Origin of the sequence: Microbacterium oryzae (genome assembly GCF_009735645.1) — a bacterium.
GTDB lineage: Bacteria > Actinomycetota > Actinomycetes > Actinomycetales > Microbacteriaceae > Microbacterium > Microbacterium oryzae.
In genome coordinates this window covers 574,727-595,362 of the sequence record NZ_CP032550.1, presented here as the reverse complement: position 1 = coordinate 595,362, position 20,636 = coordinate 574,727, and the positions used below count along the sequence as shown (strand labels likewise).

Here is a 20,636-nt window from a genome sequence, read left to right as displayed (position 1 = left end):
GGAGCCTCGGACAGCCCGCAGGCGCCGGGAAGACGTGTCGTGCACGACGACCGGCGTGTCCTCGGAGCAGCCGTCCGGCAGCTCCCCTCTTCACCGCACTTCGCACCTTCCTGAGGACGCCGAGATGGCCATGTTCTCGTTGCTCAAGGACTTCGGCGTGCTCGAGGGCGTCGTGATCCCCGCGTCGGTGGCGACGCTGCTGGAGCGCCTCGATCCGGTGCCCGGGCCGGTCGGGCCGCTGCCCGCCGCAGGTGCGCTCACGATCGGCTCGGCGCTGCCTGTCGCTCTCGGCGCCTCGTTGCCCGCCGGCACCGCGCTCGACTGGACGCTCGCCGAGGAGGGCGGAGACGGCGCGAAGCTCACACTCGCCGTCGCCGGGGTCGACGCGCCTGTTCCCGGGCTGGCGACGGCGACGGTGATGCGCCAGGGCGCGGGAGCGACCGCCCGCGAGGTCTTCACGACGACCGGCGCGCCCCTCGTCGTGAATCTCGACGGCGCGCTGGCCGTACATCTGTCTTCGACCGGGAGCCGGGTGTCCCTCGAGAACGTCGCCGTCACGCCATCCGCCCGAAGCGTTCTGCTTCCCGCGGGGTTCGGTCTGACTCTTCCGGCCTCCTTCGCGATCGTGGAGAACGTCGTCGATCTCGCCGAGATGACCCTCGTCCTGCCGGCCGCCGTGCCGCTGCTCGGCGGTCTCGCGCTGACGACGGCGCTCAGCGGAGCGCCCGGCGCGCAGAGCCTCACCGTGACGCTCTCGCAGCCGGACCCGCGCGTGTCCGCCACGCTGACCTTCGATCTCCCCGATGTCTTCGCGCTGTCCGACCTCGTCCCGACCGTCGCCGACGTCGCCCTGACGCTGCCGGCGGGCGCCCATCCTCTCGGAGCATCCGGCCCCACCATCCGGGGCGCGGTGACCGTCCGCGCCGTCCTCACGCGACCTCCGGCGGCACCCGACGAGGTGACCATCGCCGTCACGGCGCAGTCCGATCAGCCCGATGGCCTGGTGTCGGGCGGCGGCACCTCACCGGGCGAGATCGCGCTCGGCATCACGTTCGTCCTGGGCCCGGCGATCGCCGCGCAGCTGGGGGCGATGGCCCCGGCCTCGCTCGCCGCCCTCTACGGCGCCGCGTCCGCACTCGGCGGCGCGGTGGCGACCCGCGGCGACTACGCGCTCGACAGCGTCACCCTGCAGGCAGCGCCCGCGTCCGGAGTTCTCGCGGTCTCCCTCGACATCTCCGGCGGGATCCGGTTCACCACGATGGACCTCGGGATCGCGGAGATCTCGATGGATGCCGACCGTCCGATGCGCGTGCGATGGCGGGGCATCGCCGCCACAATTGACCTCGACGCGCTGACCGGCGGCGCGGACGCCGCGAGCGCGCTGGACATCGACTTCCGCACGGCGCGCTGCGACGTCGTCGATCCGGGCGGCTGGCAGATCACGACGCCGGCGATTCCCAAGGACATCCTGCAGATCGTGGGGACGCGATCGGGTAGCGGATCGACCTGGGTGGAGGTCGACCTGCGGTTCGCCATGGACCTCGGCCCCGTGAAGATCTCCGGCGCGACCGTGCGCGGCACCTGGGATGGCGGGTCGCCGACCTTCGGCGTCCGCGGCTTCGACGCGCGGCTCGACCTTCCGGGCGTCGTCGTCGGCGGCGGGAGATTCGAGCTCGGCGGGGACGTCGGCAACGACGGGATCGCGGTCTCCCTCTGGGGGACGCTCGTGCCGCTGAACGTCGGCGGCTTCCTCGTCTTCGGATTGAGAAAGGCGGGCGGCGTCACGCAGTACGCGTTCGGGATGGGCCTCGACCTGCCCGCCGCGATCCCGCTCGGCCCCACCGGACTCGGCGTGTACTCGATCGCCGCCTCGTTCGGCGCGAACGCCGCGATGACACCGCTCACTCCCGAACCGGGCCAGACCGCCGATCCCCTGAAGAAGCTGCGCGCCTGGAAGCCGTGGAATGGACTGGACGTCGCGGAGGGTCAGGTGACGATCGGCGCCGGCGTCGTGATCGGGACCGTGCCCGACGGCGGGCTGACCTTCAACGCCCTCGGCGTGCTCGGCGTCACCGTGCCCGACTTCGCGCTGCGCCTCGGCGTCAACGCGCAGCTGTTCCGGGCGGCGCGGCAGACCATGGCCGCTCTCGAGGCCGGCGGAGCCGACGTGGCGCCGGGCACCGGCCTGTCGCTCCTCGGCGGCGTGTCCGCGACGAGCAGCGAGCTGCTCGTCGGCGTCGAGGGCCGGTACACGGTGCCGTTCGTCGTGGACGTGCGCCTGCCCATCGCCGCCCGATACGCCTTCGGCGATGCGAGCGCGTGGTATCTGCGCGCGGGCAGCGACGAGGGGATCGGCGCGCATCCCTCGCGCCCTCCGGGCCCCCTGCAGGCGCGTGTGTTCCCGGGTCTCGGCCCGCTCGAGACGACCGGATGGGCGTTCCTCATGGTCAGCGGCGAGGGCATCCCGAGCGTGGCGGGGCAGAGCATCTCTCCGCAGGGCTTCGCGATCGCGCTCGGTGCGGGCTTCTCGAAGACCTTCGGCGTGCGCGGCGTGCTGTGGGCGAGCGTCTCCACGAGCCTCATCGCCGCGATCGGCACGCGGCCGGTCATGGTGTGGGCGGATGGCCGACTGTCGGGCGAGGTCGGCATCGGCCCGTTCACGCTCGGGGTCGACGCGCTGCTGCAGGTGCAGATCGGGCCGGACAGCCGCCTCGACTTCCACCTGCGGGTCTGCGCGGAGGTGGACCTGTGGTTCACGACGCTCGAGGGATGCATCGAGCTCGGCGCCGTCGACCCGGCGGCCGCCGCTCCGATCGAGCCGGGGGCCGACGACTGGCCCTGGCCGCGCATCGACCTCGCCGACGGCCTCGGTCATGTGCTCCCCGACGCGCGCCCGCTCGTGCCGAACCTCGGGGCGGAAGGAGCAGCGCCTGCGCCGGCCGGTCCGGCGGCCCCCGCAAGCTGGTCCGCAGCCCCCACGGTGTGGACGGACACGACTCCACTTCTGACCTTCCCGATCGCGCCGATTCCCGAGGCCGGCGTGCCCGGAGAGAACGGCGCGACCAACGGAGGCAGGAGCGGTGCCGGCACGACGACCTTCGAGTGGCGCCTCACCGCGGTGACGCTCGAACCTGTGGACGCCGACGGCGACCTCGCGGGCGCCGCCGTCGATCTGACGCGGTCCGCCTGGCAGCCCGCTCTCGGCCTCCCCGCCGACGCAGCCGCGATCTCGTCCGCACGCCAGCTGGCCCTGCTCACCCGCGCACGATGGCTGTCGTTCGTCCACGCGGGCGAGCGCGCGGCGGTGGAGGACGCCGTCCGCGGCGCGGTCGGCCTCTGCGGTCTCACGTTCTCCGCGGGCTGGGCGTGGACCTACGGCGTCGACGCACGCCGATCGCCCGCGTCGGGGTCGTGGCACGTCGCGCGGCGTGGGGGCCTCGCGGCCTTCTCCCCCTTCTCGTCGTTCGCGCATGGCGTCGGCTTCCGCATCGAGGCGCCGACGCGGGAGACCACCTGGGGTCAGTCGAGCGTGGATTGGTCGGAGGGGCCGATCGGATACGCCGAGGAGATGCCGGTGTCCGTGCCGGCGGGCGGAGCGGGCGAGGACGAGTCCTTCGTCGGCGCCTTCCGCACGCGCTCCCCGAGGTGGGTCGCCCTGCCGTACGAGGGCGGCGAGACGACGTACCGGATCCTGCTCGACGAGCCGGCCGACGCCGGCGACCTCGTCCTGGCCGTGCAGCTCCTCGGACAGGAGGCGCCCCGCGGGATCGAGCGGCTGCGCCGGAGCCTCCGCGCGTCGGTCCATACGGAGGACGGCGGCACCGAGGCGGTCGCCGGCATCCGCGTGGAGCCGTCCCCTGCTGGCGACGCGACCGAGGCGGATGCCGTCGTCATTCTGGAGCTGCCCTCGCGCCGACGCGTCACCGCGGTGTCGTGGACCCTCACCTGGGCGGCCTCCGTGGACGTCATCGGCCTGTATGCCTGCAGCTCCGCGGACGCTGCGGCGGCGGCCGCCGCCGAGGACGGCCGGAACGCCAGCGCGGGCGCAGACGCGACGGAGGCGACGCCCGGCAAGGACGTGAGCGCGCTGAGGACCGTCCTCGCGCCCGGCACCCGCTATCGACTGTCGGTCGCCCTCGCGTGGACACGGCTCACGGACGACGGTTCCGGCGCACCGCCCGACCGCGAGGACGGCACCGCCCGCACCGCCACCTGGTTCTTCCGCACCGCACCCGTGCCGCCCGCCGGCGCCGCCCCGATCACCGTCTGGAAGAGCTCGATCGGCGGCGGCCCGCTCGCGTCGTTCGCGGTCGACACCTTCAAGGTGGAGTACCTCGATCGCTACCTCGTCGGCTACTCGGTCGCCGACCACGAGCGGTTCGTCTTCACGCGGGATCGGCCATCCGCCCGATTCCGCGCTCCGCACGTGCGCGCGCTGGCCAGCACGTACGGTCGCGATCTCGGGCTGCTCCTCAAGCCGACCGATCGCCCTGGGCCCCCGCTCTACCGTCGCCCGGAGATCATCGGGCTCTACGGCGCGCTCGCGCCCCCGTTCGCCGACCCGGTCGCCGCGGCGAGCGCAGCCTCCGCCTGTCCCCTTCCTCCTCGAGAGGCGGAGGCGGTGTGGCCGGCGGCGCTGCAGCCGAGCACGCCGTACGACCTCTCGGTCGCGCTGCCGCCGAAGGGGAAGCGGGCGACCTCGGCGAGCGCGCAGCTGCGCGGGATCACCTTCGTCACGAGCGCATTCGCCGGGCCCGCGGAACTGGTCGCCTCGCTTGGATTCACCCGCTCGACCAGCACGAAGGCGATCGCGGCGGCCTCGGCATCCGGGCATCTGCCGGTGACGCCCGCGCCCGCACTCGCCGCGGGCCTCAGCACAGACGACGACGAGCTCGAGGCCGCCATCTCGGCGCTCGATCTCCCGCCGCTGCGCGTTCCCGAGCCCGATTCCGGCGGCGCGCCCTCGCGCGGCCGGAGCAGCCTCCTGTGGGCGAGGCTCCCCGACGGCGCCTGGGCCGTCAGCGGCCTGCTGCTGGAGGCGTCCGAGCCGCTCGTCCGACAGGCCGGCGCGCGCATGGACGTTCAGGAGGCCGTGTACTTCCGCACGGACTCCGTCGCCGTGCCGCTTCCGATCCGCCGCCGCGACCGCACCGGCACCCGCGCACTCTGGCTCTTGGCGACCCCGATCGCGCCCACCGCCCCGCGCGCCCTGCGCCTGCGGGTGACGGATCGGGGAAGCGGGTTCTGGATGCGGATCACCGTGCCCGTCGCGCCGGCGTTCGCGTCGTCGGCGATCGTGGGAAGGAGCCGGCCGTGAGCAGCTACCTCGCCGTTCATGACGAGGGGTACGCCGAGGCGGCCCTCATCCGACACGGCCGACCGGTTCCGAGTGACGACCGCGTGCCGGAGGGCGTGCACTGGCGCATCATCCCGCCCGCCGGCGTCCTCCCCGCCGGCCCCGTCGTCGTCTGCGACTCCCCCATCGACGGCACCGAGTCGCGGGACGTCCGATCGGATCGCGACACGACGGGCCCCTGGGACGTCGACGAGGACCACGATCTGCTTCTCACCGTCGACAGCGCGCCCGATCAGATGACCGGGTGGTTCGGAGTCCAGGCCGACGGCCGCCTGCGCATCGCCGTCGTCGCCGAGCGGACCGCCCCGAACGGCGAGTACATCGAGATCACGGCCCGCGACCTGGACCCCGACCAGGGCATGTGCGTCGTGGCCGCGAGCGACATCACCCGGGTCCGGGTGACCGGCCGCGGAACCGTCATCGAGATGTGGGCGAGCTCCGTCCCGCGCGAGCGGGACTGGACCGGCGACGTGCTGGACATCGCCGCGCTGGACCCGGACGCCGCGGACGCGATGGGCGGCGCATACGCCCCGCTGAACGTCGCGTTCGAATCGGCGAGGGATCGGGTGCTGCGCGCCGCCCCCGACCGGCCGGTGCCCTACGCGCCGCGCCAGCCGTGGCCCGAGTACACGGCCGACGACGAGGTCGCCCGCGTCGCTCAGCTGGTCGACGAGGCGGACGCGATCCGGCGATGGCTCCGGGTGGCGGGCGAGGCCATCCTGGCGGGACGCCGCGGCGAGGTCGTGCAGGAGGTCGGCGGTGCGCAGGCACTGCGCTACCCCGTCGCCTCGGCGCTCGGCGTGGCTGCGGCCGACCCGGGCGTCGCCCGCTGGCTCGCGCGTCAGGGCCTGTTCACCGACATCCCGCGCGGATGGGAACGCGGACTGGCGATGGCCGTCGCGCTCGTCCCCATGATCGTCCTCCGTGCGCCCGTGTTCGTGCATCGCGCTCCCGGTCTGGAGGAGGTCTACGAGTCGCAGGCGCCCGGCGCGCTGGAGGCGCTGCGCGCGCGGGCCGCGGACATCCCGAGGCCAGCGGAGTTCCGCCCGCACCGATCCGACCCGTTCGACCCGTTCGGCGGCGGACGCGGGAACCGGCTGCTGCGGCCGCGCTGGGTCGTCGACCTCGTCCAGCTGCCGATGCCGCTCAGCGTCGACGGCTCTCCTGCGCTCCCTCCTGCCCCCTCCCCCGTGCGATCGGGCCCGGCGACGTGGACCCTGGCCGAGCCCGTCGGCGCCGCGCCGCAGCGCACCGACGCCTGGGAGCAGACGGTCGCGCTGCGCGGGGCCGCGCCGTTCGGTCCGGTCTCGTTCGTGCAGATCGCCTCGGAGCCCGGCGACCCCGAGCGCGTCACGATGCACGACCGCGCGTCCGAGGACGTCGCGCGTCCGCTCCTCGCGGGATGGCCGCAGCCGACGGCCATCGGCCTGCCGCCGATGACGGACGCCGTGCTCCGCGGACGTGTGCCCGTCGCGACGCCGGCCGACGCGCGGGCCGTGGAGTGGGAGGTGCAGCTCGGCGACTGGATCGGGCGATGGGGTGAGCCGGGACGCGTCGTCGCGGAGCCGCCCCTCCCGGCCCCGCCGGTTCCTCCCGTGCTGCGGGCGACCTTCGCCCGCCTCCCGGCGGCCGGCACCCAGCCCGCCTCGCCGGGGACCATCCACATCGAGGTGGTCGTCTCCCCGACGACGGCGCCGGGAGCCCTTCCGCTCGGCGCCGTGCATCTGCGGGTCGACGGCACGGACATCCCCCTCGCGACGCCGGAGGTGACCACAGGCCACGCCGCGGTGACGCACGACCATCCGGCGCCGCCCACCGTCCCCGGTGAGGAGCGCATCGTGCACATCGAGGCGTGGGTGACGGATGGCGCGGGCACGTCGTCGGTGGCGCCGAACCCGACCGCGGTCGTCCATGCGGCCGACGCGCGCGCCCTCCCGGTGCCCTCCGTGTCGCCGCGGCTCGTGATGACGGGACGGCCGGGTCCTGCCCCGGACGTCGCGGTCCGGCTCAGCGTGCGCGCGACGCCCGGAGCGGCGTTCTACCGCTTCTACACCGCCCCGGAGCAGGTGGTCCGCGCGGCCGTCGGTCTGCCGCCCAGCGGCTTCCGCTCCGATCCGCGACCGGACCGGGCCGCCGCGATCCTGGCCGTGACCGCCCGCCCACCGCGCACGGGATTCACGCTCGCGGCGACCGCCGAGGTCGTCGGCGGGGTCGCTACCGGAGTGCTCGCCGTCCCGAGCGCCACGACGGACCTCGTGCTCGTCCGGGCCGTGCCCGTCACCGGCGTCGTCGACGCGTACGGGAAGAAGGCCGAGGGCGTCGAGGCCGACATCGCGGCTGTCGCGCCCACGTACCTCGCCGTCCCGACCGCCGACGTCCCTCCCCTGCCGCGCCTCACCGCCGAGGTGATCGCGGACGGAGACGCACGGGAGGTGGCGGTGACCGTGACGGTGTCCGGCGTCCCCTCCTCGATGTCCAGCCGGATGCCGGGGGCGATCGAGGCACGGATCGTCGAGGCGATCGACGACACCGATCCGCACTACTGGCCCGAGATCACCACCATCTCACTCATCGCGCAGCCGGACGGATCGCACACGGCCACCGCTCGGTTCCCGGTCCCGACGTGGGCTCGGGTGCGACTCGCCGCCTCCGTCCGCTTCGCCCCCGAGCGCACGACCGTGCCGGGTGCCGACGTCGTCGTCGACCCCGACCTCTCGAGCGCCGCTCCACAGCCGGATGCGGTGCTCTCCCCATGGGGTCCGCTGTCGGCGCCGATCCCGGTCGACGTCGACGGCCCGGAGCCCGCCGTCACCTCGGCGCCGGACGCGACGGGGATCGCCGTCACGGTAACAGGCCTCCCCCTCGTCGCCGCGGGCAGCAGCCCGTTCACGGCGGTGGTGTATCTCGCCGACCCGTCCGGAGCCCTCCTGGAGTCGCCTCCCCACCGCTCCGTCACCGGCGAGGCGCCGTCGTTCTCGGTCGATCCCGCGGGCGCGGCCGCCGCCGTCGTCCTCGTGGATCCGTTCGGCCGACCGCGCGCGGCCGTGCGGGTCGATTGACCATGCCCGCCCTTTCGAAACCCACGAGAGCCGACGACAGCCGGCAAGGAGGATGATTCCCATGGGACTCGCATCCCGTCTCTTCACCGATCCCCCCGACACGCGCTTGGACGCGTGTCTCGTCGACGACGCCGCGCACATCTTCCAAGGCGCGGACGGCTCGCACGTGGCCTGCATCCAGATCGCGCTGAGCCTGCTGAGCGATGGCCAGATGTTCCTCGTCATCGACGGCAAGTTCGGCGCGGCGACCGCGCAGGCGGTGTTCGATTTCAAGGATGCGCGCGGCATCCTGGCGCCCGGAGAGGTCACCCCGAACCGCATCGTCGGCAAGCGCACGATCCAGGCGCTCGACGAGGAGATGGAGGTCTTCGAGAACCAGTCCTCCGCCATGGACGAGTTCGTGTCGTCGACCGTGCTCGGCGCACCGCACGACCATTCGCTCTGTCCGACATCCGGCTTCTCCGCGCCCGGTTCGGGCGGGCGAGTGAACCACTTCGGCACTCCGGTGAACCCGCTGCCGGGACGACGCATCAACATCTCCGGTGAGCACGAGACCGACTATCTGGGATTCGAGGACTTCACCACGGGCGCGGTGCTCGGTCCGCCCCGTCCGCTCACCTCGACCATCGCGGATCACTCGGTCGCGAACATCTGCCTGCGCGACAGCCCCTTCTCGATGAACGGATCGGCGGATGCCGCACGCGACGAGATCGTGCGCATCGCGGCACCCGGCTGCCGATTCACGTTCTGCGGCGACGTGCCGCAGTTCCGCCCTCAGCTGCTCTCGCTCGGGACGGTGCACCAGCACATGGTCCTCCCCGATCCCCGCTTCACCAACCCGGCGACGGCGACGGCCGAGGTCCTCGTCATCACGATCCCGTGACCGTCCTGATCCGCGGAAGCCCTGCATCATCGTCACCAGTGATGATTGCTGCACGCCCCCAGCAGTCATGGTCCGCACAGGCTGGTTCGAGACCTCGCACCCGCGTCTGACGCAGCTGCACGCGAACGTCGTCTGGTCGATGCGCGACAACTTCGTGGGAGTCGCGACCGACTGCCCTCAGCGCGACGAACGGCTCGGATGGACCGGCGACATCAACGCATCCGGCCCCCGCCGCCTACCTGTATGACGTGCGGCGTGCTCACGTCGTCGCTGCAGGACCTCGCCGCGGAGCAGGCCAAGAAGGGCTTTGTCGCCTGAGTGGTGCCGGACGCCCTGTCCCAGCCATCGTCCCCGACAGCGCTCTGGAACGATGTCGCGGTCAGCCTCTCCTGGACGCCGTACCAGGAGTACGGGGATCTCGCCATCCTCCGCGACAGCGACGGCTCCATGACTTCCCTCATCCGCCGGGTGTCGGACCTCCTCGATGACGCTGGGCTGTGGAGCAGCGGCTTCCAGCTCGGCGACTGGCTGGACCCTGACGCCCCGGCAAGCAACCTCGCCGCCGCGAAGACTCATCCGCATCTGGTCGCGACCGCTTTCCTATGCAAGACCACCCGCGAGATGGCGGCCACCGCCGAGCTGCTGGGACAGGAGGAGGATGCCGCCGACTTCTCCGCTCTCGCCGCGCGCGTGCTGGCCGCCTTCCGCCGCGAGTACATCACGGCATTGGGCAGGCTCGTCAATGCATCCGCGACGGCGTACGTCCTCGCGAACGCCTTCGGAACCCTCTTCGACGAGCAGTTGCGGAAGGCAGGCGATCGGCTCGCGGACATCGTCGCCAAGCGCGGATACCGGATCTCCACGGGCTTCGCCGGAACCCGGCTGGTCGCCGAGGCGCTGAGTAGCACCGACCATAGCGACACCGCGCACTCCCTCGTCCTCGAGGAGGCGGGCTTGTCCTTCCTCTACTCCGTAACGATGGGCGACCACGATATGGGAGCGCTGGGACTCCGTTCTTCCGGACGGTACCGTAAACGCCAACGGCATGACATCGCTCGACCATCACGCGCTCGGCGCCGTCGCCGACTGGCATCGTCGCGTGGTCGGAGGGTTGCCGCGCCTCGAACCCGGCTACTCCCGGTACGGATCGCCCCGCAGCTGAAGTCACCATGGACTCGCCGGTCGGCGAGGTGGCTAAGGATGCAACCAAGTGGCAGGCGGTTTCGGACGTGCCACAACGCTATTTCCCGGTCTGCCTCTGGACGCGTCAGCGCCGGAAGCGGCCGTCATGTCGCTGAACGTCGTGCTTCAGCACATGCCTGGGGTATCGGCCGAGCTCGAGAGTGACCTTAAGGACGCGCGGACCATCCCGGTCTGATATCAGTCCCAATACTGTCGATATAACGGCCGATGCGACGTCGGCAAGAGGAGAATCAAGCACTCGGTGGTCGCGGACCCGACCCTGGAGGGTAAGGCCCTCCTGGTCTTCGGTGCCGCTTAGACCGTCGTTCGCGACACCGCCAGCCGCTTCGCGATCGCCGCCTTCGACACGCGCTCCGCAACGAGCCCGCGAATCAGAGCACATTCCTTTCAAGTGATCACTATCCGATCGTTGAGTGTTCACTTTTCGAGCGCCGCCGACAACATACGGGCACTAGCGACCCGTGATGAGTGCGAGGAGGCTTCCCGCCGCGGTGTCGAGCAATGAAGTGGCGAACGCAGCAGCGGCCGCGACGAGCAGTCCCGAGCTCCATACGACCAATCGGTTCACGCTGTACACGTCGCCCACGCGATCGAGGCCCAGGCCTGCGGACTTGAGAGATCGAAGGTCGAACGCGAATCCGAGCGCTAAGAACACCGTGAGCAACTGCACCACGCGCAGCAGCAGGGTGCTCTGCAGGCTCGCATCCCACGCGAACGGAATGAGCAGCACGATGGCTTCGGTGATGACCAGGACCATCGCGGCGACGAGGGCTTTGGTCAGGCCGCGGTTTCCGCGCAGAGCAGGGAAAAGGAACCCGAATGCGAAGCCGTAGAGGGGAAAACGCAGCCCCAGAAGCGCCCCGAGGAGGGCGACCAGAACGAACGGCCCGTTGGCGTCGTCAGCTACACCCAGGATGTAGCTGATCGAGTCGAGCGCGAACGGTGCGCCGGCCACGGTTGCTACGGCGGCGCCAAACGCGGCTCGACGCAGGGCTCCGCCCGGGATGCCGCCGGCGTTCATCGCAGCAGAGTTCATGGCGACCGGTTCGTAGTGGACGCGAGCGATAGCTTCTTTCGTCTTGTCGAGGTCGTCGCTGGGTACGTCGCCCTTGGCGACCTTCTTGCGCAGCCCATCCGCGAAGTCGCGGTCCATCCTCCGCCTGCCGACGTCTCGGATGAAATCCCGAACCGACGAGGCGAGAGCGGGCTCACTGCGGAGGAACCAACGGCTCGTGGCGTCGCGGCGCAGGAGTACCGTTCGCAGCAGCACACAACCGATGACGAGCGAGAGCGGGATCGCCGCAAAGGTCGAGAATCGGAAGAAGAACACCGCGGCAATGAAGAACAACGCACGGTACGTCCAGGCGGGAAGCTCCGGACGCACGCGCGTCACGCCGACTACGAGGAGCGTCGAGAGGGCGATCAGGATCGGGTCGACAAAGAGATACAGCAGCGAGCTCGCCTCGGACAGACCGACCGAATCATAGGCAGCGAAGACTCGTGGCCCGGTGGTGACCGCGACGATCGCGGCGGTCGCCAGCATCGACCACAAGCGAACGACGCGGTCGGCGCTGCCGATGCTGCACGCCACGGCGTTGACCAGCGCGCAAAGTGCGAACACCACGACGAATACCACGAGCACGTGGGTCGCCACACCGACCCACTCAATCCGATACACCGAGGAGAGCCCTGCGAAGGCCATCCCCAAGACCACGGTCGCGAAAGCGCCGGTGACTGCGTACCTGCCAGACATCGTCTTGATCACGAGGCCAGCGCCGATAACGAGCGACCCGACGGCCGCCACGAAAACCGCGCGGCTCAAGGACGGGGACGATGTCGAGCTGCCGATATCCCACTCGAGCGGCGTCGCCAGGAGCACGAGAAGGATCGTCGCTGTGGTGGCTGCGCAGGCCAGAGCGATGCCGATCGCCCACCAGCGTGAGGCAACCCGAGCTTGGCGCCGTCGAAAGATGAGGCTCCAAGCCCATGCGAAAGCAAGCGTGAAAATCGCCACAGGCGGGGCTCCCCGGCCGAGGAGCAGCATGAGCTCCTCAGCATCGGTGGGCACTCGATCCGTCGGCACAGAGCGCTGCCAGCTGGCGAGCCAGTTGCCGACTTCTCCGAGAAGCCGGGCGAGGCTGAACAACGCCAGCGCGCCGATCAGCGGACCGAGGTCTTTCCAAGCGGTCGGGACGTATCCGCGAATGGCGGAGCGCCCTCTCCTGTCCCGCAAGAGCCACAGGTAGAAACCTGCCCAGGCGAAGAACGTCCAGAACAGTGCCGCCGCTCCGGTCGCATCCACGGAGTGACCGGTGCCCGACGCCTGGCGCCAGTCCCCGGCCAGAACAGAGCTGGCGCTGAATCCGAACTGGACCTCTTGATCGATGGAATTAGATGGGAGTCGGACGCTCGTCGCCGAGGAGTCCGTCTGCTCTTCGATGAGGGTGCGTGGCAGTGCGCTCGTGACGAGCCACTCATCGCTGGTGTGAAGCACGACGTGAGCCTCGGAGGAGAAGGGTGCGGTGTAGCGCAGGATGTACGGACCGGTCGCCGGGTCGAGTTCATCGGAGACAAGGCGCAGCGACAGCACCGCGGAGTCAGAGGTCGTTGTGGTTGTGATCGCGGTCGGACGGAGATCCACGAACCCGCCCGCGCTGTCGAGTTCGACGTTGCCCGTCGCGCTCAAGATCAGGAACGGGCTTTCGAGCAGCGCGCGTTGCGCGGAATCCTCGAGAACGGGGTCGTCGCTGTCGACCTCAAGGTCGAGCTGCACGTCCACCGTCGTCCCGACGTCGACCGAGACCATCGCCAAGCGATCCATGCCATTGGCGATTCCGGCCGCGGCGTCGTCGCCGACGCTCGCGGACAGCGGTGCCAAGCGCCAAGATGCGAACGCCGACACGACTCCCGTGCCCGCGACGATGAGTACCGCACCGATCAGCAAAGCGATGCCCTTGAGCACGACAGCAGTTATCGACGGCAGAGTGTCTCTGAACGCTCGGCTCTCCTCGGCACGCGACGCGGTCATAGGTCCCCACCCTCGGCCTCAAGTCTCAATGCATGACGTGACGTGATGAGATGTCGCCCCGGGGCCTCTCAGCCCTGAGAATAGCCGACACGGCGGAGTCGATCGGATCGACTCGCACGAGGGGTTGGCTGGCCGACACGGAACCGCGCACGATGAGTTCCCTGAGTGCGCACGGATCCTCAGCGCTGAGTCCGCAACGCCACTGCGTTCGCGGACCGTGCTTGAGGTGAGATGCGACCGACGCGCGGCCGGCGCGATCTCGCTCTCGCTAAACCTCAGCCCAGCATGCCCCGAAACGAGAAAACCCCCGCCGAAGCGGGGGTTCTGATGGTGGACCTGAGGGGACTCGAACCCCTGACCCCCTGCATGCCATGCAGGTGCGCTACCAGCTGCGCCACAGGCCCAGATGTTGTCCGGGTAGAAGCCCCGGACAACTCCTTTAGCTTACACGACGGTGTCGGAGCGGTGAAATCCGCTCAGTCCGCCGGGCGCGTCGCGGGCAGGTCGATGGGAACGACCGGGCAGTCCTTCCACAGACGCTCGAGCGCGTAGAACGAGCGCTCCTCCTGGTGGAAGACGTGCGCGACGAGATCGCCGAAGTCGAGGAGGATCCAGCGCGCCTCCGTGCGTCCTTCACGGCGCAGGCACTTGTGCCCGGCCTCGAGGAGCTTCTCCTCGATCGCGTCGGCGATCGCGGCGACGTTGCGCTCGCTGCGCCCCGTCGCCATGAGGAAGATGTCCACGAGCGGCAGCGGCTCGGAGACGTCGAGCGCCACCTGGTCCTCTGCGCCCTTGCCATCGGCCGCGGCCGCGGCGATCTGCAGCATGTCGATGGACGACTGTGTTGCCATTATCCGAATACTCCTGTGGTCCATGCGATGACGACCGCACCGACCACGACGATGCCGAGGCCCGCAGCGGTGATGCCGAGCGTCAGCACGAGCTTCTGATTCTTCTCGGGAACGGGAGGCCGGATGACCTCTCCCGGGCTCTTGGACGTCGACACCGCACTGCTGGCGGCGATCGGCGTCGGCGACGACGAGAGCGGGAGCTCCCCGTCGAGAAGCACGGCGTCGACCTCGCGGCCGTCGGTCGTGCCCCGAGCTGCCCCGCTGGAGCCGAAGCCCTCGGGCAGCTTGTGCGAGCTCGTGATGAGCAGCTCGCCGGTGGCGGTGATCGGCGCGCTGAGCGCGGCGGTCGCCGGGATCTCATCGAGGATGAGGGTGCTCGGCGCCGATGCCGACCCGCTCGTCTCGTGCGGGTGCGTGAGGAGCTCGTCGAACGACGCCGGCGAATGCGTGACCTCGTCGATCGCGATGTTCTCGCCGAAGCCCGGTCGCAGGGTGGCGCGAGGAGCCTCCGCCTCGCGCACGAGCGCCGGCGACTCCTCCGCTTCGACGGGCGCCTCCGGCGCGTCCTGCGCCTCGATCGGCTCGGCGGCCTGCGGCACCTCGTCGGTGACGATGGTCGCCTCGATCGGCTCGTCGTCGTCGCCGTCGACTGCCGGGATGGTCGCGAGCGCGTCGGTGCGCAGCCGCTCCTGCTCGCGCAGCTGACGACGGGTGAGGCGCGGATGGCCGGGGTCGGCCGAGTGCGGATCGGTCGTCTCCGCGGCGACCGGGTCCTCGACGACCTCCCCCGTCGGCTCCTCCGACGCGGCTGCTGGCTCGTCGGCCTCGCTCTCCACGAGCTCGCTCACCTCGTCGTCGCGCTCCGGTGCGTCGGGCGCGACGACCTCATGCTCGCTCTCGTCGTCCTCCTCTGCGGACGCGGCGACGTCCTCGGCGGGGATGATCGGGTGCTGTCCGGTCTGGCGCAGCTCACGCAGCTGACGTCGTGTGAGCGGACGACCGTCTGATGTGCTCATGACTTGCTCCGATACAGATGATGCTTCGCGATGTACTGCACCACGCCATCCGGCACGAGGTACCAGACGGGAAGATCGCGGCTCACGCGGTCGCGGCAATCGGTGGAGGAGATCGCCAGCGCGGGGATCTCGAGGCTGCTCACGACACCTCCCGGCAGTCCGTCCGTGCTCAGCACGTGACCGGGACGCGAGACGGCGACGAAGTGGGCCAGCTCCCACAGTTCATGATGGTCCCGCCAGCTGAGAATCTGCGCCACGGCGTCCGCGCCGGAGATGAAGAACAGCTCCGCGTCCGGCCGTTCCGCCTGCAGGTCGCGCAGGGTGTCGACCGTGTAGGTCAGCCCGCCGCGATCGATGTCCACCCGGCTGACCGTGAAGCGTGGGTTCGAGGCGGTGGCGATGACCGTCATCTCGTAGCGCGCCTGCGCGGCGGAGACCTTCTCCTTCTGCCACGGCTGTCCCGTGGGCACGAAGACGACCTCGTCGAGATCGAACGAGGTCGCGACCTCGCTCGCCGCCACCAGGTGGCCGTGATGGATGGGGTCGAATGTCCCGCCCATCACGCCGATCCGCGGAGCGCGCGTCGAGGTCGTCACCGTCCGAGACCTAGTGGCCTGCGCCGTCTGCCTGGCTCGACGCGTGGCCGTCGGCACCCACGTGGCGGTTGGCCACGTTGCGGTACGACGCCATGATGAGCGCGAGCACGCCGAAGACCCCGAATGCCAGGAGGCCGTAGGGGAACGTCTCCAGAGCGACGTTGCCGTGCTCGGATTCAGCGGCGAGGGTCGAGATCGCGGTGGCGAGGTCCATTTGAGCTTCCGTTCTCGGGGCGGGCGAACCGTTCCAGCTTACCGTCAGCCGCGCACCTGACCGGAGCCACGCCCGATCCATTTGGTGCTGGTCAGCTCGGGAAGACCCATCGGCCCGCGGGCGTGCAGCTTCTGCGTGGAGATGCCCACCTCCGCGCCGAAGCCGAACTCCGAGCCATCCGTGAAGCGCGTGGAGGCGTTCGCGAACACGGCAGCGGAATCGACCTCGTCAAGGAAGCGCTCGGCGTTGCGCGCATCGGCGGTCACGATCGACTCGGTGTGACCGGTGCTGTAGCGGCGGATGTGCGCGATCGCGTCGTCGAGAGTGTCGACGACGCGCATGGCGATGTCGAGGCTGAGGTACTCGGTCTCCCAGTCCTCCTCGGTCGCGGGGACGACATCCGATGCCAGCGACGCGACGGCGTCGTCGCCGTGCACGGTCACCCCCTCGTGTTGAAGGGCCGCGACGACGGCCGGCACGAGGCGCTCGGCGGCCGAGCGCACGACGAGCACGGTCTCGGCGGCGTTGCACACCGACGGCCGCTGCACCTTGGCGTTCACGACGATGTCGCGCGCCCAGTCGTCCGGCGCGCTCTCGTCGAGCACCACGTGCACATTGCCGGCGCCGGTCTCGATGACGGGCACGATCGACTCCGTGACGACCGTCTCGATGAGGTTCGCGCTCCCCCGCGGCACGAGCACGTCGACGAGGCCGCGACCGCGCATGAGCGCACGCGCGCCGTCGCGCCCGAAGTCGTCGACGGTCTGCACGGCGTCGGGAGCGACCCCCTGCGCTTCGAGCGCGCCGCGCATGACGTCCACGAGCACGGTGTTCGACGAGCGCGCAGCACTGCCGCCGCGGAGGACGACGGCGTTGCCCGACTGCAGGGCGAGCGCGGCGATGTCGACGGTGACGTTCGGACGCGCCTCATAGATGACCCCCACGACGCCGAACGGCACGCGGCGCTGCTCGAGCATGACGCCGTTGTACATCCGCTGGCCGCGCACGAGCTGCCCGACCGGGTCGGGCAGGGCCGCGACCTGCCGCACGGCGGAGGCGAGCGCCTCGATGCGGCCGGCGTCCAGACGCAGGCGGTCGAGCAGCGACGCCCCGATCCCCTGCTCCTCACCGCGGCGCAGATCGTCGGCGTTCGCGGCGACGATGCGCTCGCGATGCACCACGAGCGCGTCCGCGATTGCGTGCAGCGCGGCGCGCTTCTCGTCGCTGGTCAGCCGTGCGACGGAGCGCGACGCCACCTTCGCGCGGCGCAGGCGATCCTCGGGGGCGTCCACCGCGGTGTCTGAGGCGAGAAGGGCGTCTGTGGTCATCCGCCCAGTGTAGCGAGCGGTCCCGTCAGCGCCGGGCGGCGATCGGATGGCGCGAACCAGGTTCCGATGGCGGCTCCCGAGAGCGCCTCGGCGACCTGATCGGCGCTCGTGACGAGCACGCCGATGCCCGCCGAGGAGGCCAGCCGCGCGGCCGAGGCCTTCGTCGCCGCACCGCCGGTGCCGACGCTGTTGACGACCTTCGACCCGAAGGCGTACGACGACAGGTCGTCGTCGGCCTCGATCACGGCGATCGGCTCGGCGCCGGGCTCCCCCGGCGGACGCGTGTAGAGCGCCGTGATGTCGCTGAGGAGCACCAGCGCGTCGGCGCCGACGAGGCGCGCGACGAGCGCCGCGAGGCGGTCGTTGTCGCCGAAGCGGATCTCGTGCGTGGCGACGGTGTCGTTCTCGTTGACGATCGGCAGGATGCCGAGTCCGAGCAGGCGCTCGATCGCGCGTCGCGCATTGCTGCGGTGCGTGGGATCCTCCATGTCGTGCGCGGTGAGGAGCACCTGGCCTGCGACGATCTTGAAGGGCGTCAGCGCCTCCTGATAGCGGTACACGAGGACGTTCTGACCGACCGCCGCGGCCGCCTGCTGCGTGGCGAGGTCGTGCGGGCGCGACTCGAGATCCAGGAACGGCATCCCCGTCGCGATCGCGCCCGACGACACCAGCAGCACCTCGACGCCGCGCGCGTGCGCGGCCGCGAGGGCCTCGACGAGCACGGGGATCCGCCAGGCGGCCTCGCCGCTGATCGACGACGAGCCGACCTTGACGACGATCCGCCGCGCGGCGGGCAGCTCGCTCCGGTCCCGCAGGGTCATTCCGCGTCGTCCTCGTCTCGGCGGGCCAGGCGGCGCTCCTCCTCGAAGGCGCGCTCGGCGGTGCGGGCGTCCTGACGGGCGTAGTACTTCTCGCGGCGCTCCGACGTCGTACGGCGGTGGTTCGGGTCGAGACGCGCGTCGAGACCGCGGGGGGCCTGCACGAGCTCGGCGGCCGAGGCGATCGTGGGCTCCCAGTCGAAGACGATGCCGTCCTCGCCGATGACGACCGTCGAGCCCGCGACCGCGCCGAGACGGAACAGCTCGTTCTCGACGCCCAACTTCTCGAGGCGGTCGGCGAGGAAGCCCACGGCCTCCTCGTTCTGGAAGTCCGTCTGCTGCACCCAGCGCAGCGGCTTCTCGCCGAGCACGTGGTAGACGTTGCCGTACGTCCCGCCGTCGACCCGCACGGTGAAGTCCTTCTCCGCGCCCTTGGGGCGGATGACGACCCGCTCGCGCGGCGGCTCAGCGGGAGCGTTCCTGCGGTGCTCGTCGATGATCTCGCCGAGCGCGAAGGTGAGTTCGCGGAGACCGCGGCGCGCCACGGTCGAGATCTCGAAGACGCGGTAGCCGAGCGCCTCGAGGTCCGGACGCACGAACTCCGCGAGCTCGTGGGCCTCGGGAACGTCCACCTTGTTGAGCACGACGATCTGGGGGCGCTCGAGGAGCGGCACCTGGCCATCCGCCACCGGGTAGTTCTCGAGCTCGTGACGGATGGTCTCGAGGTCGCTGAGCGGGTCGCGGCCGGGCTCGAGGGTGGCGCAGTCGAGTACGTGGACGAGCGCGGTGCAGCGCTCGACGTGGCGGAGGAACTCGAGTCCGAGGCCGCGCCCCTCGCTCGCCCCCTCGATGAGGCCGGGGACGTCGGCGACGGTGTAGCGGATGTCGCCGGCCTGCACGACGCCGAGGTTCGGGTGCAGCGTGGTGAACGGGTAGTCGGCGATCTTCGGGCGCGCGGCGGAGATCGCCGCGATGAGGCTGGACTTGCCGGCCGACGGGAACCCGACCAGCGCGACGTCGGCGACGGTCTTCAGCTCGAGGACGACGTCGCCCTCCCAGCCGGGCGTGCCGAGCAGCGCGAAGCCGGGAGCCTTGCGCTTGGGCGAGGCGAGAGCGGCGTTTCCGAGGCCGCCGCGGCCGCCGGGCGCGGCGATGAAGCGCATGCCGGGCTCGATGAGGTCGACGAGCACCTCGCCGTCGGGCGCCTTCACGACGGTGCCGACGGGCACCGCCAGCTCGAGGTCCTCGCCCTGCGCGCCGGAGCGGTGGTCGCCCATCCCGAACCCGCCGTTGCCGGCCGAGCGGTGGGGCGAGTGGTGGTAGCTCAGCAGCGTGGTGGTCTGCGGATCGGCGACGAGCACGATGTCGCCGCCGTCACCGCCGTTGCCGCCATCCGGACCGCCCAGCGGCTTGAACTTCTCGCGGTGCACCGACACGCAGCCGTTCCCGCCCTTGCCCGCGCGCAGGTGCAGCGTCACCTCATCGACGAACGTGACCATGTCGGTTCCAGCCTCTCGGAGATCCCGGTGCGACCCGGGGATAAAGAAGACGGGGCGGGCCGAAGCCCGCCCCGTCCAGATGCATATGCGTCTGCGGTGATTACTCGCCCGCGACGATGTTGACGACCTTGCGGCCGCCCTTGGTGCCGAACTCCACGGCGCCCGAAGCGAGGGCGAACAGCGTGTCGTCGCCACCGCGGCCGACGTTGGCGCCCGGGTGGAAGTGCGTTCCGCGCTGACGGACGAGGATCTCGCCGGCGTTGACGGTCTGGCCGCCGAAGCGCTTGACGCCGAGGCGCTGCGCGTTCGAGTCGCGGCCGTTGCGGGTGGAGCTTGCGCCCTTCTTATGTGCCATCTCTGGAGCCTCTTCCGCTTACTTGATGCCGGTGATCTTGACGCGCGTGAGGTCCTGACGGTGGCCCTGGCGCTTCTTGTAGCCGGTCTTGTTCTTGTACTTCTGGATGACGATCTTCGGGCCGCGGAGGTCGTTGAGGACCTCGGCGGTGACCTTGACCTCGGCCAGCTTGGCGGCGTCGGTCGTCACGGCGTCGCCGTCGACGAAGAGGACGGCGGGCAGCTCGATCGTCTCACCCTCGGCAGCCTTGAGCCGGTCGAGAGTCACGATGGTCCCGACCTCGACCTTCTCCTGCCGACCACCGGCGCGAACAACTGCGTAGACCACGTTCATACCTGTTTCATTGGGGAAGCCGTGCGGCTTCCGAATCTCACGGGAAGACTTCGCTTGCGTATCGCACGGGGTGTGCGAGGTGCGTCTCGGGCAAGAC

The 20,636-nt window shown here is 70.8% G+C and carries 15 protein-coding genes and 1 tRNA gene; 5 read left to right on the top strand and 11 right to left on the bottom strand.

Annotated features, from left to right (window positions below; translation table 11 throughout):
* Positions 1–124 precede the first annotated feature (124 nt).
* The 5 genes from D7D94_RS02680 (at position 125) to D7D94_RS14555 (ending at position 10,645) form a co-directional block, all read left to right on the top strand.
* Positions 125–5,317, top strand: coding sequence for a hypothetical protein (locus D7D94_RS02680; protein WP_156241093.1), 5,193 nt, complete (start codon positions 125–127; stop codon positions 5,315–5,317).
* Positions 5,314–8,415, top strand: coding sequence for a hypothetical protein (locus D7D94_RS02675; protein ID WP_156241092.1), 3,102 nt, complete (start codon positions 5,314–5,316; stop codon positions 8,413–8,415). The genes D7D94_RS02680 and D7D94_RS02675 overlap by 4 nt, the downstream gene beginning before the upstream one ends.
* Before the next feature lie 61 nt (positions 8,416–8,476).
* The gene (locus tag D7D94_RS14415) at positions 8,477–9,298 is read left to right on the top strand and encodes a peptidoglycan-binding domain-containing protein (RefSeq protein WP_156241091.1); all 822 of its coding nucleotides are present in this window, start codon (positions 8,477–8,479) and stop codon (positions 9,296–9,298) included.
* Between the two features lie 67 nt (positions 9,299–9,365).
* Positions 9,366–9,545, top strand: coding sequence for an alpha-L-rhamnosidase-related protein (locus tag D7D94_RS14515; RefSeq protein WP_281349339.1), 180 nt, complete (start codon positions 9,366–9,368; stop codon positions 9,543–9,545).
* 74 nt (positions 9,546–9,619) lie between these two features.
* Positions 9,620–10,645 carry an alpha-L-rhamnosidase-related protein gene (locus D7D94_RS14555; RefSeq protein WP_425486978.1) on the top strand — a complete coding sequence of 342 codons (1,026 nt, stop codon included), beginning with the start codon at positions 9,620–9,622 and terminating at the stop codon, positions 10,643–10,645.
* Positions 10,646–10,952: 307 nt separating this feature from the next.
* Here the strand turns inward: D7D94_RS14555 and D7D94_RS02660 are convergent, their stop codons facing one another.
* From D7D94_RS02660 to rplU, 11 genes are all read right to left on the bottom strand, one after another.
* Positions 10,953–13,529: a hypothetical protein gene (locus D7D94_RS02660; protein WP_156241090.1), complete on the bottom strand. Its 2,577-nt coding sequence runs from the start codon at positions 13,527–13,529 to the stop codon at positions 10,953–10,955.
* 328 nt (positions 13,530–13,857) lie between these two features.
* Positions 13,858–13,933, bottom strand: a tRNA-Ala gene (locus tag D7D94_RS02655).
* 72 nt (positions 13,934–14,005) lie between these two features.
* Positions 14,006–14,380 carry a ribosome silencing factor gene (gene rsfS / locus D7D94_RS02650; protein ID WP_425486977.1) on the bottom strand — a complete coding sequence of 125 codons (375 nt, stop codon included), beginning with the start codon at positions 14,378–14,380 and terminating at the stop codon, positions 14,006–14,008.
* Positions 14,380–15,396 (bottom strand): hypothetical protein, encoded by a 1,017-nt coding sequence (locus D7D94_RS02645; protein WP_156241089.1) that lies wholly within the window; start codon positions 15,394–15,396, stop codon positions 14,380–14,382. Before D7D94_RS02645 ends, rsfS begins: the two co-directional genes overlap by 1 nt.
* Positions 15,393–15,992: a nicotinate-nucleotide adenylyltransferase gene (nadD, locus tag D7D94_RS02640; RefSeq protein WP_281349338.1), complete on the bottom strand. Its 600-nt coding sequence runs from the start codon at positions 15,990–15,992 to the stop codon at positions 15,393–15,395. Before nadD ends, D7D94_RS02645 begins: the two co-directional genes overlap by 4 nt.
* 10 nt (positions 15,993–16,002) lie before the next feature.
* Positions 16,003–16,206 (bottom strand): hypothetical protein, encoded by a 204-nt coding sequence (locus tag D7D94_RS14325; protein WP_156241088.1) that lies wholly within the window; start codon positions 16,204–16,206, stop codon positions 16,003–16,005.
* Positions 16,207–16,250: 44 nt separating this feature from the next.
* Positions 16,251–17,534, bottom strand: a complete 1,284-nt coding sequence (locus tag D7D94_RS02630; protein ID WP_156241087.1) for a glutamate-5-semialdehyde dehydrogenase — start codon at positions 17,532–17,534, stop codon at positions 16,251–16,253.
* Positions 17,531–18,355, bottom strand: a complete 825-nt coding sequence (proB, locus tag D7D94_RS02625) for a glutamate 5-kinase (protein ID WP_156241086.1) — start codon at positions 18,353–18,355, stop codon at positions 17,531–17,533. Before proB ends, D7D94_RS02630 begins: the two co-directional genes overlap by 4 nt.
* Complete coding sequence (obgE, locus tag D7D94_RS02620) at positions 18,352–19,851, bottom strand: GTPase ObgE (protein ID WP_156241085.1); 1,500 nt, start codon at positions 19,849–19,851, stop codon at positions 18,352–18,354. The genes proB and obgE overlap by 4 nt, the downstream gene beginning before the upstream one ends.
* A 100-nt stretch (positions 19,852–19,951) precedes the next feature.
* Entirely contained in the window at positions 19,952–20,206 is a 255-nt protein-coding gene (rpmA, locus tag D7D94_RS02615) for a 50S ribosomal protein L27 (protein WP_156241084.1), read from the bottom strand.
* A gap of 18 nt (positions 20,207–20,224) precedes the next feature.
* Positions 20,225–20,533: a 50S ribosomal protein L21 gene (rplU, locus tag D7D94_RS02610; RefSeq protein ID WP_156243281.1), complete on the bottom strand. Its 309-nt coding sequence runs from the start codon at positions 20,531–20,533 to the stop codon at positions 20,225–20,227.
* Between the last annotated feature and the right edge of the window lie 103 nt (positions 20,534–20,636).